The sequence below is a fragment of the Flavisericum labens genome, assembly GCF_045446075.1.
Lineage (GTDB): Bacteria > Bacteroidota > Bacteroidia > Flavobacteriales > Flavobacteriaceae > Flavisericum > Flavisericum labens.
The window spans coordinates 54,306-80,149 of the sequence record NZ_JBJJBQ010000003.1 but is presented as its reverse complement, the minus strand read 5'-3'; the positions used below and the strand labels follow the sequence as shown (position 1 = coordinate 80,149).

Sequence of the window (25,844 nt, the reverse complement as noted above, 5' to 3'; positions counted from 1 at the left end):
CATCTAAAATTCTTTAGTCGCTATTTCATTTTGTAGTTTTACACAAAACGATAAAACTATGAACGATTTAAAACATAAAGTAGCATTAATAACTGGAGGATCAAAAGGCATAGGTTTTGGTATTGCACAAGCTTTATTGGCAGAAGGTGTTAATGTAGCCATAACCAGCCGAAGTGAATCTGCTGCCCAAGAAGCAGCTGATATTTTAAACACCAATGCCAACCAAGCCGAAGCTATTGGAATTAAAGCTGATGTTCGGGATTTTGAGAGTCAACAAAATGCGGTTCAAAAAGTTTTAGAACACTTTAAACAATTGGACGTTGTAGTAGCCAATGCCGGTTTAGGGCATTTTGGAAGTATAGAAGATTTAACAATTGAACAGTGGCACGACACTATAGACACAAACTTAACCGGGGTATTTTACACCATTAAATCGAGCGTTGAAGCACTTAAAAAATCGAAAGGATACTTTATTACGATTTCAAGTTTAGCAGGCACCAACTTTTTTGCCAATGGATCGGCATATAATGCTAGTAAATTTGGCCTTACCGGATTCACTCAAGCCGTTATGTTAGATTTACGTCACCATGGGGTAAAAGTAAGTACCATTATGCCTGGTTCGGTATCCACTTATTTTAATAATCGAACGCCCAGTGAAAACGACGATTGGAAAATCCAAATTGAAGACATAGGTGAACTAACGGTAGATTTACTAAAAATGAATCCGCGAACCTTACCAAGTAAAATAGAAGTACGCCCAACCAGGCCTCCTAAAAAATAGTTAGTTTTTCACTAACTTTTTGGTGGCCAATAATGTTTTATTTGAATAAAAATTAGTCAAATATATGCCTTGACTAAAAGCGCTAATATCTATTTGTTGGTTTTTAAAGTTTGATAATTTCATCGACTTTACTTTTCTGCCATCTAACCCTACGATCTCGACATTGACGATAGCTACGTCATCACTTTCAAATTTTAAGTTTATCGTATTGTTGGTTGGATTTGGATACATGGAAATAACATAGTTATTCATCCTACTTTTTATATTACCAATACCTAATGAAGAATAGTTAATTGTCCAACTTACGGTATAAATGTGAGAGGTTTCATGGTTATCTATTTTTAAAAAGCCTGTAGCATCATGAACGACTGCCGTTAATGTATTCTCTCCTTCTAACAAATCAATTTCTTCAAGTGAAATACTATCAACATTATTAGCGAAATTCACAGCATTTAACGTCCAAACACGTTCTAATGTATTGGGAATAGGCGCTATCAAGTTCAGTTGAAAATCAATAGGTAAACTTGGGTTATCAACCGTATTTGAAACTGGCATATAAGAATCTATAGGTGATAGCAAATTATGGATTCTTTCTATCATACCTTCTTGACAAACGCTGCAAAACGAATACCCTAAATAACGCATCTTGCAGTTTTGATGGGGTCTATTCCAAGTTGCTGCAGTTCCAGAACTTCCATATGGATAGACACCAACCTCATTAACTCCTACCCAGTTCGTCCATTTTACTAAACTCGGATCAGTTTCCTGGGTCATATTAATAGCTTCAGCATAATATACATCGGGGACGAGATACTCATCCTTTAAATTAAACAAAGAATGTCCTAATTCATGTATGGCAATTTCACTGGAACTCATGTGGATTGATGCTATTGGGAATTCCCCACCTGTACCTCCATAATGAGACGAATTAACCAATATTAATGTTTGATCATACGTTGGAAAATTATCCGCTAAAACGGAGCGTATTTTTAATTCTGCGCTAGCTGCATCTGCATAGTCGATGCCATAATAAAGGTATCTATGATATCCAAAAGCATCAAAAGTTGAATTAAAATAAGTATCTACATCGGTTACAGGTGATTGTGGTTCTGTAACATCGGTTGCCGTACCAGGGTGATCTGCCCCACTCTCGTTTGATGGTACTTTTATAATATAAACGTTAAAATAATCGGCATATTCAGCGAAGGGTGATTGTGAAAACATAGCATTCATAAAGTTCGTAGCATCGGTTTCGAACTTATCAAATTCAGTTTCTTGGTAACCTTCACTTAAAATAACGAGATTGATTCTTTTATCGATATCACCTGCAGTTTTTAAAGCCTGAACCTCAAAAACTTGAGATGAAACCCGCACAATAAAAAACAAAAATAACATGTAAAAAATTGGCTGTTTCATTAATTTACTTTTGTTTTTATTAAAGGCTTTGTGTTGTTCTTTTCAATATTGAAATTTTCAATAATAATATATTTAGTATTTTTCTTTAGCTGAAGCCTTAACGAAAGTTGCATGCTGTCTAAATCTAATCGTTTTTTTTGAAATGAATTGGTTTCATCAACATATTCTATCACTTTTATAAATGGATGTTTTATAATTTGGGTTTGCAAAATAGTGTTATTTTCATCTATTTGCAGGCAAATTAAATCGCCCACTTCCCCCTGCTCAGAAGTGTTTTTTGCTTTTAATTTACCATCAACAACTTTGTTATTAATAAGTTTGACACTTACAGTATTATCAGCAGTTTTTTCAACCTTATAATTTATGAAGAGTATTTTAGGAGCTGTTTCGATTGCTGTCTCGGTATTCGAAATTCGTTTTTGACCTCCACAGGATATGACACCCAAAACTATTAAAAGTATTAGTGGAAATTTAGATTTTATATGTGCATTTTTTTCCATGAAACTGAAATAGGGCGGTGCTTGCAAATATAAAGATTTATAAAATGCAACATACAAATAAGAACCCGTTCTGTAAAGCACCTTATTTAATCGAAATTCTGTTGCCTTCGCTATGGTTACTAAACTCTGGCGCATACATACTTTGTATAGTGGTTATGCCGTTACTCATTTCACCTGCATTATTAACTCTCAAATCGTATTCAAATATATACACACCTTTTGGTAGGTAATCAAAAAAGAAATTTGTACTGGCATCCTTTGTGCTTTCATAATAGCCCAAGCCATCCTGCCATTTGTATTCACTCAAGACATTTACTGGTTCCAATCCAGCAGCGCGCATGTCTTTCATATGAAGGAACTCCATGCTTCTATCGCTTTGTAATTCAATACGAACACGAACCAAATCGCCTACTTTCAGATTGGTGTTTTCGGTAATTTCTGAAATCTCCTCACCAGTATCGGTATTCGACCTTAGGAATAATTTTTTCTCAAGTTTAAGTGGTGTTTCAGCCGAAGTTATCTTGTCTAAATCTTCAAAATACTGCCAATACAATCCGCCCCAAGCAATGCCTTTTCCTTTTTTAGAAATAGTAACTTCTGCCATTTCTGGTTTAATTTCAGAAGAATTCCAGAAGGTTTTAAAATAGCCCGTTCCAGATTCAACTTTTACATCCTCTAATTTAGAGGGTTCTATTTTTTGATTACCCAAAACCACATCAACCATATCGGAAACACTCAGCCAATCACTGCCCTTTAGCAATAGTGCATAAGCAGCATTGGTTGTTGCTTTGGTGGTTTTCCAACGGTTGGTTTGCTTGTTTTTAAGCAACCAGATTTTTAGGTTGTCGATGGTTTCAATATCATTTTCCATTTCCGAAAATACTTCAATAAGCAAGGCTTGGGTTTCAATAGGTGATTGGTACCAAAACCATGAGTTGGTGTTTGTTTTCCAGTACATACCCAACTCTTCTGAAAAGATGCTCGTTTCCTTTAAGGATTTCAATATTTTTGAAGCTGCTTTTTTATCGTTATTTCGATGCGATATTAGAGCCATTAAGCCTTTGGCGTAAAGCGGACGACTTAACCAATACTTTTGGATTTGGGTTTGGTAATAGCTCACAATGTCCTCAACTTCTTTTGATTTTTTTATATCAGGAAAAAAGCTTCGCATATACAAATAATGTAATTGCGTGTAACTTAAATGGTCCTTGTTTAACTCGACATCTTTATCATATTTCCTGATGTCCTTGTATTCTTTAATAAATTCACCATCTAAATATCTAATGGCCTTTTTAAGCATAGCTTCTTCACTATTATTCTGAATGACCTTAAGTTTTGACAGATGCCCAAAACCTGTAATAATATGTTGAGTAATGTATCGATTTTCATAGCCGCCATTAAACCACGGCCAAGCACCTGATGACATTTGATTATTTTTTAATTTACGTAAAGCCAACTGCAATTCGTTGTTCATTTTGTTTAAATCAAAAAGCAGGGCGATACGTTTTTTCTGTTCTGTTTCACTCTGCGCATCACGTAGCCATGGCGTTTCTTGAATTAGAATAGATTTTAGCTCTTCGTTCTTTTCAAGATTGGAAATTAAAGCGTCTTGAGACGCCCATTGATTAAAAACCTCTTGAACTCTTTGTTTAGAAGTTACAATATGGCTGGCCAAGGCATTGGCATAATACCTCGAAAACGTTTGCTCGTTGCATTGATATGGATACTCCATTAAGTATGGCAGTGCCTGAACCGCATACCATGCCGGGTTGGAGGTCATTTCTAAAGTTAATTTATGGTTTTTCAGCGTTGATGAAGTGTTTGTTTTCAATTTATCTAAAGTGAACGTTCTGGTTTCGTTACTCTTTACCCACATGGGCAATGTTTCGGTAACCAACATGCGGTTACTTAAAACGGGGAGCGCACTTTGTTCACCATCACTAAAATCTTCTGCTTTAGCTACTATTTTGTATTGAACAGCGTCGACATCAAAAGGAATATTTAATGTCCAAGATACTTGGGTGTTCCCTTCCTTGTTAACCACAAACGCCTCGACTTCGCTCGACTTAATAATTTTGTCGGTAATATCTACTCCTGAAATAGCATCGGTTAAAATGAGTTTGGCTTGACCAGACAGTTGCCTATCGGTTAAGTTTGCGATTTTTGTACTGATAGTAATTTTATCGCCTTCGCGTAAAAAACGGGGCGCATTTGGTATCACCATCAGTTCTTTTTGGGTTACCGTAGTTAAGGTTTTAGTCGCACTTTCTAAATTTTTCGTCTGTGCCAATAATTGCAATTTCCATTGGGTTAAGGCTTCTGGCGTTGTAAAACTAAAACTTACATTACCTTCTGAATCTGTTTGTAACTTTGGAAAGAAAAAAGCGGTTTCCTGAAGGTTTTTTCTAATTTGAATGTTATCGAAGTTTGGTTTTTCTTCAAGTTCAATATCTTTCGATTCCATATCAATTTCTTCTTGTATAGGAACTGCTTGTACGCTAGATACTGACGCACTCAAAGTTCTTTTTTGATTTCCATATCCAGCAACAACCACTTCATCTAACTGAGCACTATCTTCTGCCATTGATAATTTTAAAAAATTATCCTCACCAACACTTATAGATCTATTTACGAAGCCAAGAAAACTAAGAACTAAAGTCTCTTTTTTGGAGACTTTTATACTAAACTTACCGTCAAAATCAGTTGTTGTTCCTCGAGCAGTTCCTTTAACAAGCACGTTAACTCCGGGAAGAGGATTTCCCTGTTCGTCTATAACAATACCAGAAACAAAACCTGTTTTAATCGAGTCATCATATCTTGATACCGTTTTCAGTCTTAATGTCCTTACATAGTTGTCATAATACCATTTATTGAAATTAAAACTAAACCCAAACCAATTCCATTGGTCATAATCTTGTTCTGGATACCTGATACTTATTTTGCTGTTGTAAACCCTAAAATTATGAGTTCCAAAACTTCTGTTGGATTGGCTGTAACTGCGTGAATTATAGGTTGGTTTATACAATGGCGAAAAACTCCAAGAATGTGGTTTAAATTGATCTAAAGAAGCATCATACATACTTGCCAATAATTCGGTACTTACTTTTTCACCTTGCGGACCTTTAATTTTAAATTGCCAGGTTTCATCTGTGCCAGGTTGTAGTTTATCTCTAAACGTTAAGGTTTCAATTTCTAAATCGGTTTTAGGGTACGGCACCGAAATATGCAAAGTTCCAGAATGAAAACTATTAAACGCCGCAAAACTGTAATGCAGCACAAAACCACCTAAGTCGTCGGCATTCACAGGGATATTAATGCTCTTATTATTTGAACTAAGCGCTATGACTTCTGTTTGAATAATATTGTTACCCTTTTCAACTGAAACGGTAACCGATACATTTTCTGCAGCCGAAGCCATGGTTACTCGCGCCTCATCTCCAATACCGTAAGCGTCCTTATCGCTGCTAATGCTAAACAATTGTTTATCGGTCAAAGTTTTTTCGTTTTCGCTAAACACACTTGTTTTTGCTTGGTCTGTTACGGTTTGCTCAAAGCGATCTTTACTTTTTAAAACTATGAGGTATTGCCCCAAAGGCCATTTTTTAATTTTACCGAGCTCAACTTGTTTTGAAACTTTTGTATCGAATGATTTTGTAAGCACCAACTCACCTTTTTCCCAATTATCGGGCAGATGTTCGTTGGCATATGCTTCGTACGGAAATAGATTATTAAAATCTTCTTTAGGGATGTCCTGATAATCTGGTGCTGGCCAAGGACGTGGACGCAAAACCGCATTTGGAGCTTTCAGTTTATAGACTTCTATAGTGCCTTTCGCGGGAACAAATTCGCCATTTAGGTTTTTGGTTTCAATTGAAACTTTATGGTCTTTACTGGTTTTATCCAGCATATTTGGAACGTCCATTTGGGCAACCAAAGCATGATAACCCACGTTGACTATAGTTGTTGCACTTCGGGTTTCACCGTTAAGATCGGTAACATCGGCCATAATTTCATAATTGAAAATCGGGAAACTACTTTTTTCCACACTTTGGTCTGGAAGAGCCTTAAAGGTGATTTCAAATTCGCCTTTTTCATTGGTTGTACTTTCACCGTGGGTAATTTCCTGTGGCTCACTATTAAACCAAGGGTGATACCAAAAATACCAACGCGGATATTGCACTTTTCGGTGAACGCGATAAACCACTTTGGCATCGGTTATATTACTTCCGGCGTAGGCCAAGGCATGCCCTTTCACGGTAATGGAATCGTTGATTTTATAGGTTTCGGTAACACGCTCAAATGTCGTTTGGAATTTTGGTCGTTTATATTCTTCCACCGAGAAATAATGTTCTAAGTAAAAATCTTCTTCATCGCCATCAAACTCAATATGGTATTCACCGTTTAAACCGTTATTGGGCAAAATAAACTCACCTGAAACGGAACCGAATGCATTTGTTTTTAGCTCCAACTCAGCAACTTCATCATCATTAACATTATAAAGCACAGCATAAACAGGTTCGTTAGCTACCACCTCCGATTTATTACCTTTGGTTTTCATGGCTATGGCCTTGAAATAAACGGTTTGTCCAGGTCTATAAATACTTCTATCGGTAAAAACAAAGGCCTTATAAGTGTCCTCTTCTTCGTTTCTATCGTAATACTGACTTATATAATAATGACCAAAATAAGCAGTATCATTTTGATACTTAATCTTTGCAAAAACATTACTATAACGGGCTTGGGTTTTCTCAATTTCAATCTGCCCTAAATCGTTGGTATTGTAAGTGGTTGTTTTGGTAGCCCTATTATTGTTTTTGAAAAAACTAAGTTCAACCTTAGCATTGGCAATAGGCGCACCGTTAGTTCTATCAATAATTTGGAATATTTTATTTTGCGGCGTTTCGGTTTCAACCAATGCCAAATTTGTAACCTGAATATGTGCATAACCAAACATATCGTCATCGTTCTCAACCTTCGCCCAAACCACATAGCGACCATTATTTAGTTTTGGTACTAAAATTTCGGTACTATGTATTTGGTAATCGCTTTCGTTTTTAAGTGTGCTCTTCCAAGTTTCAGTGACATCTAATTTGTTCAAAAACTCCAATTGTTCATTCTTGCGGTATATTTTACTGAATTTTTCAAATTCCTTTTCTGAAAGTTTCAATATTTTGAATTGAAGTTCATTCAAATTTTTATAGCGCACCAATAGTCTCGAGTTGGTTTGAATGGGCAAAAATTCTTCGGCAGTAATTTGGAGTGAGGGGAATTCAATTTGGGACTTTAAGGTTTGGCACTTTTCGGCCGCTGTACTTTTAGAAAATTTTGATATAACGGTATTACAAATTTCTAGAGCTTCCTTAGCCTTCCAACGGTATTCTTTACTCTTTTTTGGTTGGTATTTTTGACTTTTCTGAAAATAAACCGAAGCCTTTTCAAAGTCATATAACCCCGAAGTTTCATGACCGCTTAATTGTTCACTTTGAGCTTGTAAAGCCCCTAAAAGAATAGCTTCTTGATTATTGAATATACCATATTCATTTACAAACTTTAAACGTTCGATATCAACATCGGCCAATGCATATGCCGATTTATCTTTTAAATGAAACTGAATTAAATCCTGATATATTTTTAGCGCATTAAGCTGTAAAGAGGTTGAATCTTTTGAAGCTATTCTCAGTTCTGAAAACGTTTTGGCATCAGCCAAAAATTCAGAATTGTCGATTTCAAATTTATAAGCTGGTTTGGTTATGTGCGTTTCATTGGTTTTATAAAAACTTAAAGCTTGGTGGCTCAAAAAATCATAAAGAGTTGGCCTGAACTTTTTAGAGCCTTTCACTTCTTGTAACAAAACACTGTATTGATTCAATTTTTCCTGTTGAAGCATCAATCCATTCTCCAACGAATTTTGAAAATGTACATGCACCTCATCAAATAGGGTTTCCAAATCCCATGTACGGAAGTCAGTTTCATCAACTTTTTCAGAAGTTTTGGTGCGGTTATAAAACTGCCATCTATTCTGTTTAAAATACTGCCAAAACATATGGGCGAGCATGTTCTCCAGAATATTTTTTGTAGGGAAGGTGCCTTTTTCAATTTGTTTCCTAAAATCGTCAACAATGTTCAGTTGTGCATCTTCCTCCAAAACCAAGGCAAATTTGCTCTTAAAAAGCATGGTTTTAATTAACTGAATATTGTTGTTATTTTTAAGGGCTTGTTGCTCGATATCCTCAACTATTTTTAAGGCCGATTTCGGCAATCCCTCAGCTTCAAGTTTTTCAACTTCAGACCATAAATAATTAAAATCATTGCTTTGGGCTCCTAAAAAGTTAGAAAAAAGTAGAATCATAAAAATGGGTAGAATACGTTTCATTTATATATGTTTTACCGATAATGACCATTTTGAATTTATAAAATCATGTTAAATGGGCCTTTAATCTCTGGTTTTACTCTAAATTAGTTTCAAAAGCTATACCAAACAAACCCCTAATGAGCCAACCTAGGTTTTAGATGAGTGAATTTAGCTATTTTTAAAGTGAAGAAGAAAAGATTAACTTTGAATTTTCTACTTAAAATATGATGTCCAAATTTTTATATGTGCTTTTATTCCCCATTTTAGTTTTTGGCCAAACTAGTTTTGAACAAGCCGAAATACTGTTTGAAAAAAAACAATTTAGTGGAGCAGAAAAACTCCTTGTTGGATTTATAGCATCCAACCCAAATGATTTAACCGCCATAGAATTGTTGGGTGATACGTATTCAAAACAAAAGAAATGGGATGCCGCTACAAAACAATACAATAAATTGGTCGAAGCAAATAACCAAAATGCCAATTACCATTATAAATTTGGTGGGGCATTGGGCATGAAGGCTTTAGAAAACAAACTAAAATCTGTCACTTATATTGGTGATATAAAGTCCTCTTTTTTAAAGGCCGCCGAATTAGATCCTTCGCACATTGGTACCCGTTGGGCTTTGGTAGAATTGTATATGGAGCTTCCCGGGATTTTTGGTGGCAGTAAAAATAAAGCACTAAAGTTTGCAAACGAACTTGAGGCTCTTTCAAAAGTGGATGGTTATTTAGCGAAAGGCTTTATTTACGAGTACGACGATGAACCCGAGCTTGCCGAAAAATTTTATAAAATGGCCGTAAAAGAAGGAGGTTCGCTAGTTTGTTACGAAAAACTGACTAAATTCTACCTTTCGCAAAATCAGCCTAAAAAGGCTGTTTCAAACCTCAATGAAGCTTACAAAAAGCACCAAGACGAAAATTTATTGATTCAAATAAAAGAAATTAAAGAAGAGCTCTATTGATAAAATACCAACTGAAATAAAAAGGCTTTAACTTTTACTAAAAATTATTCAATCAGTATCTTTACCATCTACAAATTTAGTTTATGAACGTACATTTTATAGCCATTGGTGGTGCCGCTATGCACAATTTGGCACTGGCTTTACATAATAAAGGATATCAAGTAACAGGTAGCGACGATACGATTTTCGAACCTTCGAAATCGCGATTGGAAGCCAAGGGCTTATTACCTAAGCAATTTGGTTGGTTTCCCGAAAAAATCACTAAAAACCTAGATGCGATTGTTTTGGGAATGCATGCCAAAGCAGACAACCCAGAACTATTGAAAGCTCAAGAATTAGGTGTTAAAATCTACTCGTATCCTGAGTTTTTGTACGAACAAGCTAAAAACAAAACCCGAGTGGTTATTGGTGGAAGCCATGGAAAGACAACCATAACCTCCATGATTTTGCATGTGATGCACTATCACGACCGTGATGTAGACTATATGGTTGGCGCACAATTGGAAGGTTTTGATGTGATGGTAAAACTGACCGAACACAACGATTTTATGGTTTTGGAAGGCGATGAATATTTGAGTTCGCCTATCGATAGGCGACCGAAATTCCACTTGTACAAACCCAATATTGCCTTAATAAGCGGTATAGCTTGGGATCACATAAACGTATTCCCCACTTACGAAAACTATGTGGAGCAGTTTAGCATATTTGTCGATTCGATTGTTAGTGGCGGCAACATAAATTATAACGAAGAAGACCCCGAAGTGAAATGTGTGGTTGAAGCCAGCGAAAATACCATTAGAAAAATTGCTTATCGAACTCCTGAATATACGGTTGAAAACGGCGAAACGCTTTTAGAAACACGAGAAGGCCCGCTGCCGATTGAAATTTTTGGTGCGCACAATCTCAATAATTTGGCTGGTGCTAAATGGATTTGCCAACACATGGGCATTGACGAAGATGACTTTTACGAAGCTATTGCAACATTTAAAGGGGCCAGTAAACGTCTTGAAAAAATTGCCGAAAGTAAAAACAGTGTCGCCTATAAAGATTTTGCCCATTCACCAAGTAAAGTGGAAGCCACAACAAAAGCGGTAAAGGAGCAATACAGTAACCGCTCCTTAGTAGCTTGTTTGGAATTGCATACCTATAGTAGTTTAAATGCTGAATTTTTAAAAGAGTACAAAGGTTCACTCGATGCTGCCGATGTTGCCGTAGTGTTTTACTCGCCACATGCTGTGGAAATTAAAAAACTGGAAGAAGTCACCCACGAGCAAATTGCCAATGCGTTTCAGCAAGACGATTTAATTATCTACACCAACCCAGACGATTTTAAAGCTTTCCTTTTTGAACAAAATTTCGACAATAAAGCCTTGCTTTTAATGAGTTCCGGAAATTATGGTGGTTTGGATTTTGACGAGGTTAAGGGTTTAATCAGATAAGCTTTGTCATTCTGAACTTGTTTCAGAATCTCATCTTAGAAAGTTTATTTTTGCAGATTCCCACAGTCATGAACACTGAGTATTATCGAATAATAATGTGTGATTCATTAAACCCAGAATTTCATCCCTTCCGCAGAATCTTCTCCATCTTTCTACCTTTGGCTAACTCGTCAACCAACTTATCTAAACACCTAACTTCTTTTGTTAATTCATTTTCAATATCTTCAATTCGGTAGCCACAAATAACTCCTCTAATGAGGTGTGCATTGGGGTTCAACTTTGCTTTTTTAAAGAAAGTTTCGAAAGTTACCTTTTCCTCAATAAGTTCTTTTATTTTATTGCTATCAAACCCCGTAAGCCATTCAATAACTTGATGCAGCTCTTCTTTGGTTCTATTCTTCTTTTCAACTTTCATAACATAATGCGGATATACCGATGAAAATGTCATTTTCGCCATTCTAGCATTGTGTTCAGGGGTTGGTTTCATTTTATCGCAACTTCTCCTTAAAAAAAGCAATCGTACGTTCCCAAGCTAAAGTGGCTGCTTCTTCATCATATCGAGGCGTCGTATTATTATGAAATCCGTGGTTTACACCCTCGTAAAAATAGGCAGTATGCTCTATGTTATTTGCTTTTAAAGCTACTTCGTAATCTGGCCAACCAGCATTTACACGTTTATCCAACTCTGCAAATTGCAATAGCAAAGGAGCTTTTATTTTAGCCGTTTCTTCTGCCGAAGGTTGCCCACCATAAAACGGCACTGCTGCTTTTAAATCTGGAATGTTTACAGCCATCATATTCGATATCCATCCGCCAAAGCAAAAGCCAACAACTCCAATATTTTCATTACAATCATCGTGGTTTTTTAAATACTCAAAAGCCGCAATAAAGTCTTCAAGCATCTCATTTCTATCGCGTTGACGTTGCAAGGTTCGGCCATCGTCGTCATTGCCCGGATAACCGCCCAATGGAGTTAGAGCATCTGGAGCCAAAGAAATAAAACCTTCTAGTGCAGTACGTCTGCCTACGTCTTCAATGTACGGATTTAACCCTCTGTTTTCATGTACCACAACAACCCCAGGCAGCTTGCCCTTGGCATCTTTTGGTTTCGACAACAAGCCCTTAATAGTACCCCCACCTTTTGGAGACTCGTAAGTTATATATTCAGAATCTATTCGATTATCATTAGGTTTAACCATAAGGTTATCCAAATAATTAGGGCTAACAAAGCTAAGCAAGGACGACACCGTAATACCACCAATGGCATAAAGCGATAATTTTTCAATAAACTTACGCCGATCTATTTTGTTGTGGGCGTAATCATCGTACAAATCGAACACATCTTGGCTAATATCCTCTTTTTTTAATGGCTTCATAATATTGGTTTTTATTGCTACTGTAATTTACAATATTTATCTTTAGTGCGTGACAGAAAAAAAACCTTCTTTTTCAATAAAAAACTGGAACCAAGACGACCAGCCTCGCGAAAAACTCCTTTACAAGGGCAGGGCTTCTTTAAGTGACGCCGAACTGGTTGCCATTTTAATAGGCTCAGGAAATAAAGACGAAAGTGCTGTGGCCTTATGTAAACGAATCTTAGCCAGTGCCGACAATAATTTGAGCCAACTGGGAAAGCTTTCCATCAAACAACTTATGGAGTTTAAAGGGATTGGTGAAGCCAAAGCCATAAGTATTGCCGCAGCATTGGAATTGGGACGAAGAAGACGTGGCGAAGAAGCTTTACAAAAGAAAAAAATCACCTCCAGCCATGATGTTTTTGAACTTATGCAGCCCGTTATCGGCGAATTGGAACACGAAGAGTTTTGGATTATTTATTTAAATAATTCCAATAAGGTCATCCAAAAAAACCAACTGAGTAAAGGAGGCATTACAGGTACTTTGGTTGATGTTAGATTGGTACTTAAAAACGCTTTGGAAGTTGGTGCAACAGGTTTAATTTTGGCGCATAACCATCCATCGGGAACTTTAAAACCAAGTGAGGCCGATAAACAAATCACCCGAAAATTAAAATTGGCCGCCCAAAGTATAGATATTAAAGTATTAGACCACCTTATTGTAACCGAAAAAGCATACTTTAGTTTTGCTGATGAAGTCATTTTATAATGCTATTAGTTTACACCCAAAAAATATCGCCACGTTTAAAGTATGTTTTTAGACATATATGTAAGAGAGTTTTGGGTATTGAAGTTAATTTCACCACCCAAATTGAAGTTTTTATTGCGCATGATAGTCTAAAAATGTCTTATACAAACAAACAACTCGGTAACGAGTTTTTTGTAAAAAGCCACGATATTTTATTTGAACAGGGGTTGAACGATATTGAAATTCACATTCACGAATGGGAAAACACCAAATGCTTCTTTTATATTGGTGAAAAAAGCGCTATTCCTTTTGATATTTTTTCGGCTTCATTTTATCTTTTATCGCGCTATGAAGAATATCTTCCGCATTTAAAAGATGAATATGGTAGGTTTACAGCTACCGAAAGCTTAGCTTATAATGAAGGCTTTTTACACCAGCCCGTTGTAGATATTTGGGCTTATAAGTTTAAATCTGCTCTGGAAAAGCAATTTCCAGAATTTAAGTTTCCTTTTAAAACATACAGCATCCAGCCCATAATTGATGTGCCAGCGGCCTACAAATACAAGTTAAAAGGCATCATGAGGTCAATGGGTGGCACTATTAAAGACTTGCTCAAGCTTAGAATAAAAAACTTGTACACCCGTTTTGCCGTTGTTTTAGGCTTTAAACATGATCCGCACGACACATTTAAATACATTATTAACAGGCAAAAAACTAGCACTTATAAGTTTCTGTTTTTCTTTTTAATTGGGGATTATACTACTTACGATAAAGGCATAAATCCTAACAAAAAAAAATATGCTTCTCTTATCAAGCATATTGGCGACTATTGCGATGTTGGTCTTAAAACTTCCTATTTCGCCATTGAAAAGTTGTCCATCTTAAAAAAAGAAAAATTAAGAATGGAAGAGATTATGAATACCAATCTTGAAGCTTCAAGGCAATCATTTTCCAAGCTTAACCTACCAGAATCTTACAGAAACCTGATTTCATTGGAAGTGAAGAAAGATTACACCATGGGTTATATAAACCATATCGGTTTTAGAGCCGGTACCTGTACACCGTTTTTGTTTTACGATTTAGACTATGAAGTGCAAACACCTCTCAAAATTGTACCTTACCATGTTATGGATTATGCACTTTTAAAACACCGGTCTTTACTCGATAAAAAGCAGGTATTGAAAGCCTTAATTCAAGAAATAAAACAGGTTAACGGTTTATTTGTACCCATATTTCACAATTACACTTTTAGTTACCATAACCGTTGGGAAGGTTTTAAAGAGTTGTTTAACATGATATTGGATTCATCAAATGAAAACTAACGACATAACCGATATTTTTTTCGACTTGGACCATACGCTTTGGGATTTTGATAAAAATTCTGCTTTGGCATTTAAAAAAATATTCCAAATCAATAAAATTGAATTAGATATCGAGGCATTTTTACATCATTATGAACCCATCAACCTTAAATATTGGAAACTTTACCGAGAAGAAAAGATTGTAAAAAATACACTTCGATTTGCCAGACTAAATGATACGTTCCAGGCTGTTGGTTTTTCAGTTGAAGACTATTTAATCGAAAAACTTTCAAATGACTATATCTCCCATTTAACCAGTTTTAACCATTTATTTGAAAATACGTTCGAAATTCTGGACTATTTAAGTTTAAATTACAATTTACATATCATTACCAACGGGTTTGACGAGGTACAAAATACAAAATTGAGCAAAGCTAAAATCATCACTTATTTTAAAACGGTTACCAATTCAGAAAATGCAGGTGTAAAAAAACCCAACCCTAAAATATTTAAATACGCCCTACAACAAGCTAAAGCCAATGCCCAAAATAGTATTATGGTTGGCGATAATTTTGAAGCCGATATTTTGGGAGCGCAACACATTGGTATGGATGTTGTGCATTTTGATTTGTGCAACAGTGCCACTATTGAAAATGGCGTTAAAAAAATCAATAATCTTATACAATTAAAGAAATATTTGTAAGTTGTATATTGTGTTGCCTATCAAGGATGCATTAATGTAACTTTACATTTTAAAAACTTAATTAAAAAAATGAATACCAAGTTTCTCACATTTCTAATTGCGGGCTTAATTGCTACCGCAGTATTTTCACAAAATTCCATTAACAATTACAAATACATTATTGTACCGAGAAGTTATAATTTCTTAAAAGAAGCGAACCAGTATCAATTAAATGCATTAACCCAGTTTTTATTTAATAAACATGGCTTTGAAGCTTTTATGGAAGGAAGCGATTATCCGGAAGATTTAATTCGAAACCGTTGTTTGGCTTTAAACTCTGATCTTATTAAAGAATCAGGACTGTTCAAAACAAAGCTCATCTTAACACTTAAAGATTGCAATGGCCAAGCTGTATTTACATCTAAAATCGGGGAAAGCCGCGAGAAAGATTACAAAAGCGCCTATAATTTAGCTTTGAGGGATGCCTTTGAATCTATTGAAGCACTCGATTACAACTATAAACCGATTGAAAACAGTCCATCAATGTCAGCAACTGAAGCTCCCGCAAAAAATGAAACAGCAGCCGAAATTGAACAACTCAAGCAAGAAATTAAAAAACTAAAAGGAGCTGCCAAAATTGAAAGCTCAGAAGAAGTGAATGCTGCTATGAGCCAAAAAAAGCAAAAAGAAATCATGGAAATGGTTGAATCTAGAAACCAAAAAGGCTCAGAAATAAAACTGAAAATCTCTTTGGCTCCCGTTTTATACGCCCAGAAAACTGAAAATGGTTTTCAATTGATTGACACCACGCCAAAAGTGGTTTATAAAATCAAAAAAACAGGACAAGAAAATTTATTTTTAGTTGAGGGCGAAAATGCTGTTATCTATAAACAGGGTGACAACTGGATTTATGAATACAATACTGATGAAGGCGTAAAGCAAAAGGAGCTTAACATTAAATTTTAAACTGATATCTGCTAAACCATATTAAAAGTCTGAAATTCCTGTTAAACAGATTCTTTCGCTATCGCTCAGAATGACGGTTATTTAAAACAAAAAATCATTTGTAACGCCGAACAGCGATAAAGAGCCCGCACTTAGGGGAGTCAAAATGTAGCAATCTTATGATTAAAATTCTAAAAATCAATCATTCAACATTTTCCAAAGTTTATCTTTTAATTCAGTAATACCTTTTTGGGCTACAGACGAAATAAACAGATACGGTATAGGCAATTCGTTATCCAATTCCATTTTCATTTCAGCCTTCAGCTCGTCATCGAGCATATCACTTTTTGAAATGGCAATAATGCGCTCTTTGTCCAACATTTCAGGATTGTAACGACGTAACTCATCTAATAAAATATCGTACTGTTTTTTAATATCATCTGCATCTGCAGGTATCATAAATAGTAAAATGGAATTACGTTCAATATGACGTAAAAAGTAATGCCCCAAACCTTTTCCTTCTGCCGCTCCTTCAATAATCCCAGGAATATCGGCCATTACGAAGGTCTGAAAATCACGATATTTAACAATACCTAAATTGGGTTTTAGGGTTGTAAATTCGTAATCGGCAATTTTAGGTTTTGCAGAAGTCACCACCGATAATAATGTAGATTTCCCTGCATTTGGAAAACCAACAAGACCTACATCAGCCAATACCTTAAGCTCCATGGTTACGTATTTCTCTTCCAAAGGAATACCCGGTTGGGCGTATCGAGGTGTTTGATTCGTTGACGATTTAAAATGCCAGTTTCCTAACCCCCCTTTACCACCTTCTGCTAAAACTATTTCTTCTCCCTCTTCGGTAATTTCAAAAAGTATTTGGTTCGTTTCGGTATCGCGCACCACAGTTCCTAAAGGAACATCTATGTATACATCTTCGCCATCAGCACCAAAGCTTCGGTTACTACTGCCGTGTTCACCATGCCCAGCACGTACATGCTTTTTAAATTTAAGATGCAGAAGCGTCCAAAGATTTTCATTGCCTCTTACAATAACATGTCCACCACGACCACCATCACCGCCATCAGGACCTCCTTTGGCAATGTATTTTTCGCGGTGTAAATGCATAGAACCTTTACCTCCGTTTCCAGAAGAAACAAACATTTTTACGTAATCGACAAAATTTCCTTCGGTCATAAATAAAGTTAAAAGTTATGAGTTAAAAGTTAAAAGTTTCTACACTCTTAAACCTTTACTCTTTATTTTTTCAAACGTTTTGGTCTACCGATAATAAAATATAGTATTGGCCCAAAAAAAGGCAAAAACAACACGACCAAAACCCAAATCATTTTGTCGTTGCTATTAAATTGATTCTTAAGAATATTTATAAGTGCCAATAATGGCAAAATGAATACCGATAGCAATATAACCTGCCATATTCCAATTCCAAAACTGAAATCTTGTATTTCCAAAATGCTACAATTTATCAATTACCTTGCTCAAACGCTCGGTAATTTCTTCAATACTGCCAACACCATCAACACCATGGTATTTGTTTTGTGCAGAATAATAATCTTTTAAAATGGCTGTTTTGCTGTAGTATTCCTTTATTCGGTTTCTTATAATAGACTCATTGGCATCATCAGCTCTTCCACTGGTTTTGCCTCTTCCAATTAGTCTTTCTACCAAAATTTCATCTTCCACCTCAAGAGCAATCATAGCATTAATTTGTGAATCTTTGCTGTCCATCAATTTATCTAAAGCTTTAGCCTGCGCATTGGTACGCGGAAAACCATCAAAAATAAAGCCTTTGGCATCCGTGTTTTTTTCCACTTCGGCATTCAACATATCTATAGTTACTTGGTCTGGAACCAACTCACCTTTATCGATGTAAGATTTAGCAAGCATACCTAGAGCAGTTTCGTTTTTTATGTTAAACCTAAAAACGTCACCAGTTGAGATATGCACCAAATTATACTTCCCTTTTAAAAATTCTGCTTGTGTTCCTTTTCCTGCTCCCGGAGGACCAAATAATACTAAGTTTGTCATATGTTGCGTTTGTTTAATTTGATATACTTCTGTTAGATTCCGACCCAATCCATCATAGTCTAAACCGTAGCCTACAATAAATTTATCTGGAATTTCAATACCAACATAGTGTAGCTTAAAGTCTTTTTTATATGCTTCGGGCTTGTAAAACAGCGTGGCTATTTTTAACGATTTTACCTTCTCGTTTTTAAAGATTCGGTACACCTCGGCCAAGGTTTTTCCAGAATCAATAATATCTTCTAATATAATAACCGTACGACCAGTTAAATCTTGGGTAAGCCCTACTAATCTCTGAATATCTTCAGAAGATTTCAACCCTTCGTATGAGGCCAGTTTTATAAACGTAACCTCACAGGTTTTTGGATATTTTTTCACAAAATCGCTAGTTAGCATAAACGATCCGTTTAAAATGCCCACAAAAACCGGAATGTCATCACCTACATCTTCAGCAATTTCATCAACCATGCGCTGCAGAGCGTCATCAATTTGCTGTGCTGAAATAAATGGCTTAAAATATTTGTCGTGTAGCTTAATCACTGTTATTATTTTTGAAAGTGGCAAAGATAATCAATAGATTAACCAATAACCATTTTTGATTTGTGTTTTGGGAACTAATTTAAGATTTAAGTGTATTTTTGCGTAACAATTTAATGATTTTAGTTAAAATATTTTCAATGAATTACTTCTCTTCAGATTTTAAACTGGGTATTTTAGGTGGCGGACAACTAGGAAAAATGCTGCTCTACAACACCAGAAAGTTTGATATCCATACCTGTGTTTTGGAAGCGAGCGAAGATGCGCCATGCAAAATTGCCTGTGATGAATTCCATATAGGTGATTTGATGGATTTTGATGCTGTTTACAATTTTGGAAAACAAGTTGATGTTTTAACCATTGAAATAGAAAATGTAAACGTTGATGCCTTAGAAGCCTTGGAAAAAGAGGGGGTAAAAGTATATCCCGAATCAAAAACATTGCGAACCATTCAAAACAAGGCTACACAGAAGCTGTTTTATGTGGACCATAATTTACCAACGGCCCCTTTTTCGCGTTTTGCTTATATCTCTGAAATTGAAGATGCTATTGAAAACGGCGGACTTCATTTTCCGTTTGTATGGAAAGCAGCCCAATTTGGTTATGACGGAAATGGTGTTAAGGTGGTGCGGAAACTATCTGATTTAGAAGGCTTACCAAAAGGCGAGTGTATTGCCGAAAACTTAGTGCCTTTTAAAAACGAATTGGCTGTCATTGTAGCACGAAACCCATCTGGCGATACCAAAACTTACCCGGTTGTTGAAATGGAATTTCACCCAGAAGCAAACCAAGTAGAATATGTAATTTGCCCGGCAAGGATTGATGAAGGGGTGGCTAAAAAAGCGCGTGAAGTCGCTTTAAACGTTTCAAAAGCATTTAATCACGTAGGATTATTGGCTGTTGAAATGTTTCAAACGCAAAACGACGAAATTTTAATAAACGAAGTGGCACCGAGACCCCATAACTCTGGGCACCAAAGTATCGAGGCGAGTTATACTTCACAGTTCGAACAACATATTAGAGCGATTTTAGATTTGCCTCTGGGTAGAACAGGCAGCAAAGTGGGCGGGGTTATGGTTAACTTAGTAGGAGCTGAAGGATATACTGGGAACGTAGTTTACCAAAATATAGAAAACATTATGAAAATGGACGGTGTTACCCCTCACATTTACGGTAAAAAACAAACCCGTCCGTTTAGAAAAATGGGACACGTTACCATTGTAAACGAAAATTTGGGGCAAGCCCGAAAAATTGCTGAAGAAGTAAAGAAAACTATAAAAGTTATAAGCGAATAAATTATGAGCAAAGTAGGAGTGATCATGGGAAGCAAAAGCGACCTTCCTGTAATGCAAGATGCCATAGACATCTTAAAAGGTTTTGACATAGAAGTTGAAGTAGATATCGTTTCAGCCCATCGTACACCAGAAAAACTATTCGATTACGGCAAAAACGCACACACCAGAGGTTTTTCCGTTATTATTGCCGGTGCTGGGGGCGCAGCCCATTTACCAGGCATGATTGCCTCTCTATCACCACTACCAATCATCGGTGTTCCTGTAAAAAGTAGCAACTCTATTGACGGCTGGGATTCTGTATTATCCATTCTACAAATGCCTGGCGGCGTGCCCGTAGCAACTGTCGCATTAAATGGCGCAAAAAATGCAGGAATTTTGGCCGCCCAAATTATTGGCTCGAGCGACAAGTGTGTGCTCGATAAAGTTGTAGCTTACAAAGAAGGACTTAAAATTAAAGTCCACGAATCGGCCAAAGACCTTTAAAAAAAAGCCCCGAAACAAGTTCAGGGCTTTCCAGCTATTAACAAATAATTTCATGAGTTAGTCACTCTTCCTTATTGTCGCGGCAAAAATATAAAAATTTTACTATGCATACATAGTAAATTTAAGTTTTAACACATTCTTTGATAAAATGATAAAGAAATCACTAATTACGCCTTTTAGCACTAAATATAACACCCCTCCGTTCTCAAAAATTGAATATTCAGACTTTCTGCCAACTATAAAAGAGGCCATTGAACTGGCTAAAATTGAGATAGATACTATTGTTAACAACCCTGAATCGGCAACTTTTGAAAATACAATTGAAGCTTTAGACTTTTCGGGAGAGCAGTTAGATAGAATTTCGAGCATTTTTTTCAATTTGAATTCGGCTGAAACCAACGAAGAAATCCAAAAAATAGCGCAAGAGGTTTCACCTTTACTTTCTGAATTCAGTAACGACATCACATTAAACCAAGGTTTGTTCAAACGTGTTAAGGTGGTTTACGAGCAAAAGGATGAATTGGGATTAACCACCGAGCAACAAACTCTTCTCGATAAGAAATACAAAAGTTTCTCTAGAAATGGAGCTCATTTACCTGAGGATAAAAAACAAATCCTCAGAGATATAGATAAAAAATTGAGCTCTTTAAAACTTAAGTTTGGCGAAAATGTATTAGCTGAAACCAACAAGTTTGAAATGCTAATCACTGACGAAATCAATTTATCAGGATTACCTGAAGGCACTAAAGAAGCCGCCAAACAATTGGCGGAAAGCAAAGAGAAAGAAGGCTGGCTGTTTACTTTGCACTACCCCAGCTATATTCCATTTATGACCTATGCCGATAATCGTGAATTACGAAAAAAACTAGCATTGGCTGCTGGCGAAAAATCGTTTAGAGGCGATAAGCTAGACAACCAAAACATCGTTCTTGAAATTGTAAAATTAAGACACGAACGAGCCAAGCTTTTGGGTTATAAAACACACGCTCATTTTGTTTTGGAAGAACGTATGGCAAAAACTCCAGAAAAAGTAGAATCGTTCTTAAATGAATTGTTAGAAAAAGCTAAACCTGCTGCAGAGAGTGAATTTGAAGAGTTGAGTCAATTTGCAAAAGAATTGGACAACATCGAGCAACTCGAAAAATGGGATAGTGCCTATTATTCTGAAAAGTTAAAACAAAAACGGTTTGATTTAGATGACGAAAAACTAAAACCCTATTTTAAGCTCGAAAATGTTATTGAAGGCTCTTTTACCATTGCCAAAAAACTTTTCGGTTTGCAATTTGAAGAAATTAACGATATAGACAAATACCACGAGGAAGTCCTAACTTATAAAGTAACCGATACAGACGGAAATTTAGTATCCATTTATTATGCCGATTTTTTCCCAAGACCTGGTAAACGAAACGGTGCATGGATGACTTCATATAAACCGCAGTACATAAAAAATGGCGAAAACAGTCGCCCGCATGTTTCTATCGTTTGTAACTTTACAAAACCTACAAAAAGCAAACCATCGCTTTTAACCTTTAACGAAGTTACAACCTTGTTTCACGAATTCGGGCATGCCCTTCATGGCATGCTGGCCAATACCACTTACCCTGGTTTGTCGGGCACCAGCGTGTACTGGGATTTTGTGGAACTGCCCAGTCAAGTAATGGAAAACTGGTGTTACGAAAAAGAGGCTCTTGAACTGTTTGCCACACATTACGAAACAGGCGAAGTTATTCCCATGGAATTAATTGAAAAAATTAAAGACTCCGCTACCTTTAACGAAGGCATGCAAACATTACGACAGTTAAGTTTTGGTTTGCTCGATATGAGTTGGCACGCTGGCGAGTCGCCAGAAAAAATAGATAATGTAAAAGCCCATGAAGTTGAAGCTTTTAAAGGCACGCAACTCTATCCTGATGTGGAAACCAATTGCATGAGCACCTCGTTTGCACACATATTTCAAGGGGGTTATTCTTCGGGCTACTACAGCTATAAATGGGCCGAGGTTTTAGATGCCGATGCTTTTGAATATTTTAAAGAGGAAGGCATTTTTAGCAAAACTGTTGCGAGTAAATTTAAGGACAACATCTTATCGCAAGGTGGCATAGAAGACCCAATGACGCTTTATAAGCGCTTCCGCGGAAAAGAACCACAGCCTGAAGCACTGTTGAGAAGAGCGGGGTTGATTGAGAAACAACCCCTATAGACCTTTAACATAACTAAACATTTTTTCTCGAGTTTTATGGTCAGGTATTTTGCCATAACCGGCCATCATATTATCGATTATATGGTGTGGTTTGGACGTACCCGGTATGACGCAATTAACCAATTCAATGGATAAAATAAACTTCAAAAAGAATTGGCCCCAACTCTTTATATCAAATTCTTTTGTCCACTCAGGTAAGTCTCTGCCTTTTATGCTTCTAAACAATCTTCCGCCTTCAAATGGCCTGTTGACTATAACGGCGGTGTTGTTTTTCCTAATTGTTTCGAACAGCGATTGTTCTGCATGGCGAGACATTATAGAATAATTAAATTGAACAAAATCTGGTTTTTCAGTTTTAATAACATGTTCTAAACTTGCGTGCGACGCATTGGTGTAATGTGTAATACCCCAATATTTAATTTTTCCTTTTTCTTTCCAATCCTTTAGAGTCTTAACATGAACTTTCCAGTCTATCAAATTATGTATTTGCATTAAATCCATTTGCTTCCGGCGCATTAGTTTTAAAGAATTTTCCATTTGATTCTCTCCCGCTTCTTTCCCTTTGATCCAAACTTTGGTCGCATAAAATAAATCGCTTCCAAAAGCTTTATTATAGGTTAATTCGCCAACAACGGCCTCTGAGCGCCCATACATTGGAGACGAATCGACTACCTGGCCTCCAAGTGTATTCATTTCGAATAACACTTGCGTTAACCTGTCTCTTTCTGGCATTGAAGGCCCAACATCAAAAGTTCGCCACGTACCTAACCCAACAACTGGAAGCATTTGGTTTGAAGATGGAATTCTTCTTTTTAAAATTTGGTCTTTAAAATTCAAGGATGTCAACATAGGCGCAACAAATATTCCAAGTCCCGCAAGCCCTGAAAGTTTTAATATATCTCTCCTTTTATAATTTGTATTAGGCATATTCTAATTTAGTGAAATTATTTAAGACACGCACAACTTTTAAAAATCACAAAAAATTATCCGTTTTTTTGTCCTATTTTTGATAAAAGAAAAATTGCACCAAAATGCCCAAGCATCAAATAAATCCGAATAAGTGGATTGATTTATATTCCGATTACTTATTCAACTATACCATTTCGCGTGTAAGCGACAGAGTTATTGCTCAAGATTTGGTACAGGACACCTTTTTGGCCGGGCTTAAATCTATGAAAAACTTTAAAGGGGAGGCTAGTGAGCGTACTTGGCTTATCTCTATTTTAAAGCGGAAAATTATAGATTATTACAGAAAGATTAATTCAAAAAAAGGCAAGGCAGAAGTTAGAGTGAACTATAATTCTAGTTCTGAAAACGAAGGTGACTGGCTTGAGGAACGCGTTAGCGACCCCTTTGACAAAACCGCTCAAGATACTCTTGAGAATGAAGAACTGGGCGATGCTATTTATAAATGCCTCGAGAAACTTCCCCAAAAACAAGCCGAAGTGTTTAAAATGAAAACGATACTTGGGCATGAAACTGAAGTAATCTGTAATGAACTAGAAATTACGCCGTCTAACCTTTGGGTAATCATCCATCGCGCACGTACCGCTTTGGCCGATTGCTTAAAAGAAAATTGGTTTTAAATTATGTGTGCAAAAATTAAGGTTTTTATGCCTTGCGACGAAGCAAATCATGTGTGCGATAAAACACAATACAGTGAAGCTACACTTTGGGAGAAAATAATACTCAACCTTCATTTAATATACTGCAGAGCTTGTCGCGGATATACAAAAAACAACAGTAAACTTACTAAAGCTGTAAAAGCTTCTAAGGTTGACTGTTTGGATAAAAACTGCAAAGAACACATGAAAAAAAAACTCGATAAAGCCATAAAAGAACAATCTGCTTAACTAAGCAAACAAAAGCATCAGTACTAACCAAAAAACAGGCAACCCTTCCACCCAAAATGAACTATAATATCTGCCCTGTTCTATTTTAGAAAAGACTAAAAAAAGTGCTGTAACAACTGAAACGGCAAATAATACAACTATATATAATATTGACGTTTCATCTTTAAAAAACTCCAATAAAAGTACAACCAGCAAAAGTATCGAACCCAGAATCTTCGTTTGCTTAACCCCTATTTTTTGAGGCACTGTTGAGAGTTTCAAGCTGTCGTACCTTAAATCCCGAATTTCAAATGGAAGCATTATCACAATCACAAACGCAAAACGTTGTACCCCTGTAATAATAATATCTGTACTAAATAGGTAATTGTTATTTACTAATGGCAAAAAAACAGTAACACCACCCCAAACCAAGGCTATTAAATAAATTTTTAACCCACTTATACTTCTTAAATTATGTTGATTATCAACAAAAAAATGTCTAGGTAAAAACGGGATCGCATAAAAGAAAGTTATAGCTGCAAAAGCGGCTATGCACAACAAGGCGTTCTTATGTAATTGTAAGCCATAATAACACATCAACAAAAAGCAAAAAAAGGAAAACACCTGAATAGTCTTTAACCAATTGGCCAAGCTTCTATGATGAAATTTGGCAACTCCAAAATACTTCACAAAATTGTATCCGGTAATGGATGCATAAAAGATAAAATACAGCACATTTTCATCGTACGCAACACCATACTCCATTAGTGTTATCCAAGATAATGCGTACACCGCTAAAGCCACGTGAATACTAGCCTGTATATAAAAATTAAAAAGATGTTTCAAAACCTTCATCGTACAAAAATAAACAAACTGTTCATAAGCCATTCTTATGGTTGAAAACTTTCCATTTTACGCAACAAAAGGCTCTAAATAATGCTTATTTTTGCGAATTATATACCGAAAACCA

At 36.2% G+C, this 25,844-nt stretch carries 22 protein-coding genes; 12 read left to right on the top strand and 10 right to left on the bottom strand.

The genetic code is table 11. The features are described from left to right. The first annotated feature begins 58 nt into the window (after positions 1-58). Positions 59-781: an SDR family oxidoreductase gene (locus tag ACIEHO_RS06765; protein ID WP_406969980.1), complete on the top strand. Its 723-nt coding sequence runs from the start codon at positions 59-61 to the stop codon at positions 779-781. Here the strand turns inward: ACIEHO_RS06765 and ACIEHO_RS06760 are convergent, their stop codons facing one another. Genes ACIEHO_RS06760 through ACIEHO_RS06750 form a run of 3 tightly spaced genes read right to left on the bottom strand, consistent with a single transcriptional unit; the run spans position 782 to position 9,070 of the window. Further along, positions 782-2,197, bottom strand: coding sequence for a T9SS type A sorting domain-containing protein (locus ACIEHO_RS06760; protein WP_406969978.1), 1,416 nt, complete (start codon positions 2,195-2,197; stop codon positions 782-784). After that, positions 2,197-2,832, bottom strand: a complete 636-nt coding sequence (locus ACIEHO_RS06755; RefSeq protein ID WP_406969976.1) for a hypothetical protein — start codon at positions 2,830-2,832, stop codon at positions 2,197-2,199. Before ACIEHO_RS06755 ends, ACIEHO_RS06760 begins: the two co-directional genes overlap by 1 nt. Further along, entirely contained in the window at positions 2,780-9,070 is a 6,291-nt protein-coding gene (locus tag ACIEHO_RS06750; protein ID WP_406969974.1) for an alpha-2-macroglobulin family protein, read from the bottom strand. Before ACIEHO_RS06750 ends, ACIEHO_RS06755 begins: the two co-directional genes overlap by 53 nt. A 203-nt stretch (positions 9,071-9,273) precedes the next feature. Here ACIEHO_RS06750 and ACIEHO_RS06745 point away from each other — a divergent pair, with 203 nt between their 5' ends. Continuing rightward, the gene (locus ACIEHO_RS06745; protein WP_406969972.1) at positions 9,274-10,011 is read left to right on the top strand and encodes a tetratricopeptide repeat protein; all 738 of its coding nucleotides are present in this window, start codon (positions 9,274-9,276) and stop codon (positions 10,009-10,011) included. A gap of 83 nt (positions 10,012-10,094) precedes the next feature. Beyond that, the gene (locus ACIEHO_RS06740) at positions 10,095-11,450 is read left to right on the top strand and encodes a UDP-N-acetylmuramate--L-alanine ligase (RefSeq protein WP_406969970.1); all 1,356 of its coding nucleotides are present in this window, start codon (positions 10,095-10,097) and stop codon (positions 11,448-11,450) included. Between the two features lie 121 nt (positions 11,451-11,571). Here the strand turns inward: ACIEHO_RS06740 and ACIEHO_RS06735 are convergent, their stop codons facing one another. Continuing rightward, a complete protein-coding gene (locus ACIEHO_RS06735) occupies positions 11,572-11,937 on the bottom strand; it encodes a DUF2200 domain-containing protein (protein ID WP_406969968.1) in 366 nt (121 codons plus the stop codon). 1 nt (position 11,938) lies between these two features. After that, entirely contained in the window at positions 11,939-12,826 is an 888-nt protein-coding gene (locus tag ACIEHO_RS06730) for a dienelactone hydrolase family protein (protein WP_406969966.1), read from the bottom strand. Between the two features lie 49 nt (positions 12,827-12,875). On the opposite strand from ACIEHO_RS06730, the gene radC reads away from it, so the two are divergent. The 4 genes from radC (at position 12,876) to ACIEHO_RS06710 (ending at position 16,502) form a co-directional block, all read left to right on the top strand. Then, positions 12,876-13,574 (top strand): RadC family protein, encoded by a 699-nt coding sequence (gene radC / locus ACIEHO_RS06725; protein ID WP_406969964.1) that lies wholly within the window; start codon positions 12,876-12,878, stop codon positions 13,572-13,574. After that, the gene (locus ACIEHO_RS06720) at positions 13,574-14,875 is read left to right on the top strand and encodes a polysaccharide deacetylase family protein (protein ID WP_406969962.1); all 1,302 of its coding nucleotides are present in this window, start codon (positions 13,574-13,576) and stop codon (positions 14,873-14,875) included. The genes radC and ACIEHO_RS06720 overlap by 1 nt, the downstream gene beginning before the upstream one ends. Then, the gene (locus tag ACIEHO_RS06715) at positions 14,865-15,557 is read left to right on the top strand and encodes a YjjG family noncanonical pyrimidine nucleotidase (RefSeq protein WP_406969960.1); all 693 of its coding nucleotides are present in this window, start codon (positions 14,865-14,867) and stop codon (positions 15,555-15,557) included. The genes ACIEHO_RS06720 and ACIEHO_RS06715 overlap by 11 nt, the downstream gene beginning before the upstream one ends. A gap of 69 nt (positions 15,558-15,626) precedes the next feature. Beyond that, the gene (locus ACIEHO_RS06710; protein WP_406969958.1) at positions 15,627-16,502 is read left to right on the top strand and encodes a hypothetical protein; all 876 of its coding nucleotides are present in this window, start codon (positions 15,627-15,629) and stop codon (positions 16,500-16,502) included. Positions 16,503-16,679: 177 nt separating this feature from the next. On the opposite strand, the gene obgE is transcribed toward ACIEHO_RS06710, so the two are convergent. The 3 genes from obgE to ACIEHO_RS06695 form a co-directional block, all read right to left on the bottom strand. Next, the gene (gene obgE / locus ACIEHO_RS06705) at positions 16,680-17,678 is read right to left on the bottom strand and encodes a GTPase ObgE (protein ID WP_406969957.1); all 999 of its coding nucleotides are present in this window, start codon (positions 17,676-17,678) and stop codon (positions 16,680-16,682) included. A 62-nt stretch (positions 17,679-17,740) separates the two neighbouring features. Beyond that, positions 17,741-17,878 (bottom strand): PLD nuclease N-terminal domain-containing protein, encoded by a 138-nt coding sequence (locus ACIEHO_RS06700; protein ID WP_406970538.1) that lies wholly within the window; start codon positions 17,876-17,878, stop codon positions 17,741-17,743. A gap of 79 nt (positions 17,879-17,957) precedes the next feature. After that, positions 17,958-19,067: an adenylate kinase gene (locus ACIEHO_RS06695; protein WP_406969955.1), complete on the bottom strand. Its 1,110-nt coding sequence runs from the start codon at positions 19,065-19,067 to the stop codon at positions 17,958-17,960. A gap of 137 nt (positions 19,068-19,204) precedes the next feature. On the opposite strand from ACIEHO_RS06695, the gene ACIEHO_RS06690 reads away from it, so the two are divergent. The 3 genes from ACIEHO_RS06690 to ACIEHO_RS06680 all read left to right on the top strand — a co-directional run bounded on the left by ACIEHO_RS06690 (position 19,205) and on the right by ACIEHO_RS06680 (position 23,042). Then, positions 19,205-20,359 carry a 5-(carboxyamino)imidazole ribonucleotide synthase gene (locus ACIEHO_RS06690; RefSeq protein ID WP_406969953.1) on the top strand — a complete coding sequence of 385 codons (1,155 nt, stop codon included), beginning with the start codon at positions 19,205-19,207 and terminating at the stop codon, positions 20,357-20,359. Positions 20,360-20,362: 3 nt separating this feature from the next. Continuing rightward, positions 20,363-20,842, top strand: coding sequence for a 5-(carboxyamino)imidazole ribonucleotide mutase (gene purE / locus ACIEHO_RS06685; RefSeq protein ID WP_406969951.1), 480 nt, complete (start codon positions 20,363-20,365; stop codon positions 20,840-20,842). Positions 20,843-20,990: 148 nt separating this feature from the next. Next, complete coding sequence (locus ACIEHO_RS06680) at positions 20,991-23,042, top strand: M3 family metallopeptidase (RefSeq protein WP_406969949.1); 2,052 nt, start codon at positions 20,991-20,993, stop codon at positions 23,040-23,042. Here the strand turns inward: ACIEHO_RS06680 and ACIEHO_RS06675 are convergent. Continuing rightward, positions 23,037-23,969, bottom strand: coding sequence for an aldo/keto reductase (locus tag ACIEHO_RS06675; protein WP_406969947.1), 933 nt, complete (start codon positions 23,967-23,969; stop codon positions 23,037-23,039). The two genes, ACIEHO_RS06680 and ACIEHO_RS06675, sit on opposite strands and share 6 nt — an antisense overlap. A 104-nt stretch (positions 23,970-24,073) precedes the next feature. On the opposite strand from ACIEHO_RS06675, the gene ACIEHO_RS06670 reads away from it, so the two are divergent. Further along, on the top strand, positions 24,074-24,628 hold the full coding sequence (locus tag ACIEHO_RS06670; protein WP_406969945.1) for a sigma-70 family RNA polymerase sigma factor: 555 nt from the start codon (positions 24,074-24,076) through the stop codon (positions 24,626-24,628). A gap of 27 nt (positions 24,629-24,655) precedes the next feature. After that, positions 24,656-24,895 carry a hypothetical protein gene (locus ACIEHO_RS06665; RefSeq protein ID WP_406969943.1) on the top strand — a complete coding sequence of 80 codons (240 nt, stop codon included), beginning with the start codon at positions 24,656-24,658 and terminating at the stop codon, positions 24,893-24,895. Here the strand turns inward: ACIEHO_RS06665 and ACIEHO_RS06660 are convergent, their stop codons facing one another. Then, positions 24,896-25,762 carry a hypothetical protein gene (locus ACIEHO_RS06660; protein ID WP_406969941.1) on the bottom strand — a complete coding sequence of 289 codons (867 nt, stop codon included), beginning with the start codon at positions 25,760-25,762 and terminating at the stop codon, positions 24,896-24,898. Positions 25,763-25,844: the final 82 nt, after the last annotated feature.

What these genes read in the sequence shown, in the direction of transcription:
- ACIEHO_RS06765 (WP_406969980.1), top strand. Translation starts at nt 59, where the DNA reads ATGAACGATTTAAAACATAAAGTAGCATTAATAACTGGAGGATCAAAA.
- ACIEHO_RS06760 (WP_406969978.1), bottom strand. Translation starts at nt 2,197, where the DNA reads ATGAAACAGCCAATTTTTTACATGTTATTTTTGTTTTTTATTGTGCGG.
- ACIEHO_RS06755 (WP_406969976.1), bottom strand. Translation starts at nt 2,832, where the DNA reads ATGCGCCAGAGTTTAGTAACCATAGCGAAGGCAACAGAATTTCGATTA.
- ACIEHO_RS06750 (WP_406969974.1), bottom strand. Translation starts at nt 9,070, where the DNA reads ATGAAACGTATTCTACCCATTTTTATGATTCTACTTTTTTCTAACTTT.
- ACIEHO_RS06745 (WP_406969972.1), top strand. Translation starts at nt 9,274, where the DNA reads ATGATGTCCAAATTTTTATATGTGCTTTTATTCCCCATTTTAGTTTTT.
- ACIEHO_RS06740 (WP_406969970.1), top strand. Translation starts at nt 10,095, where the DNA reads ATGAACGTACATTTTATAGCCATTGGTGGTGCCGCTATGCACAATTTG.
- ACIEHO_RS06735 (WP_406969968.1), bottom strand. Translation starts at nt 11,937, where the DNA reads ATGAAACCAACCCCTGAACACAATGCTAGAATGGCGAAAATGACATTT.
- ACIEHO_RS06730 (WP_406969966.1), bottom strand. Translation starts at nt 12,826, where the DNA reads ATGAAGCCATTAAAAAAAGAGGATATTAGCCAAGATGTGTTCGATTTG.
- ACIEHO_RS06720 (WP_406969962.1), top strand. Translation starts at nt 13,574, where the DNA reads ATGCTATTAGTTTACACCCAAAAAATATCGCCACGTTTAAAGTATGTT.
- ACIEHO_RS06715 (WP_406969960.1), top strand. Translation starts at nt 14,865, where the DNA reads ATGAAAACTAACGACATAACCGATATTTTTTTCGACTTGGACCATACG.
- ACIEHO_RS06710 (WP_406969958.1), top strand. Translation starts at nt 15,627, where the DNA reads ATGAATACCAAGTTTCTCACATTTCTAATTGCGGGCTTAATTGCTACC.
- obgE (WP_406969957.1), bottom strand. Translation starts at nt 17,678, where the DNA reads ATGACCGAAGGAAATTTTGTCGATTACGTAAAAATGTTTGTTTCTTCT.
- ACIEHO_RS06690 (WP_406969953.1), top strand. Translation starts at nt 19,205, where the DNA reads ATGAATTACTTCTCTTCAGATTTTAAACTGGGTATTTTAGGTGGCGGA.
- purE (WP_406969951.1), top strand. Translation starts at nt 20,363, where the DNA reads ATGAGCAAAGTAGGAGTGATCATGGGAAGCAAAAGCGACCTTCCTGTA.
- ACIEHO_RS06680 (WP_406969949.1), top strand. Translation starts at nt 20,991, where the DNA reads ATGATAAAGAAATCACTAATTACGCCTTTTAGCACTAAATATAACACC.
- ACIEHO_RS06675 (WP_406969947.1), bottom strand. Translation starts at nt 23,969, where the DNA reads ATGCCTAATACAAATTATAAAAGGAGAGATATATTAAAACTTTCAGGG.
- ACIEHO_RS06670 (WP_406969945.1), top strand. Translation starts at nt 24,074, where the DNA reads ATGCCCAAGCATCAAATAAATCCGAATAAGTGGATTGATTTATATTCC.
- ACIEHO_RS06665 (WP_406969943.1), top strand. Translation starts at nt 24,656, where the DNA reads ATGCCTTGCGACGAAGCAAATCATGTGTGCGATAAAACACAATACAGT.
- ACIEHO_RS06660 (WP_406969941.1), bottom strand. Translation starts at nt 25,762, where the DNA reads ATGGCTTATGAACAGTTTGTTTATTTTTGTACGATGAAGGTTTTGAAA.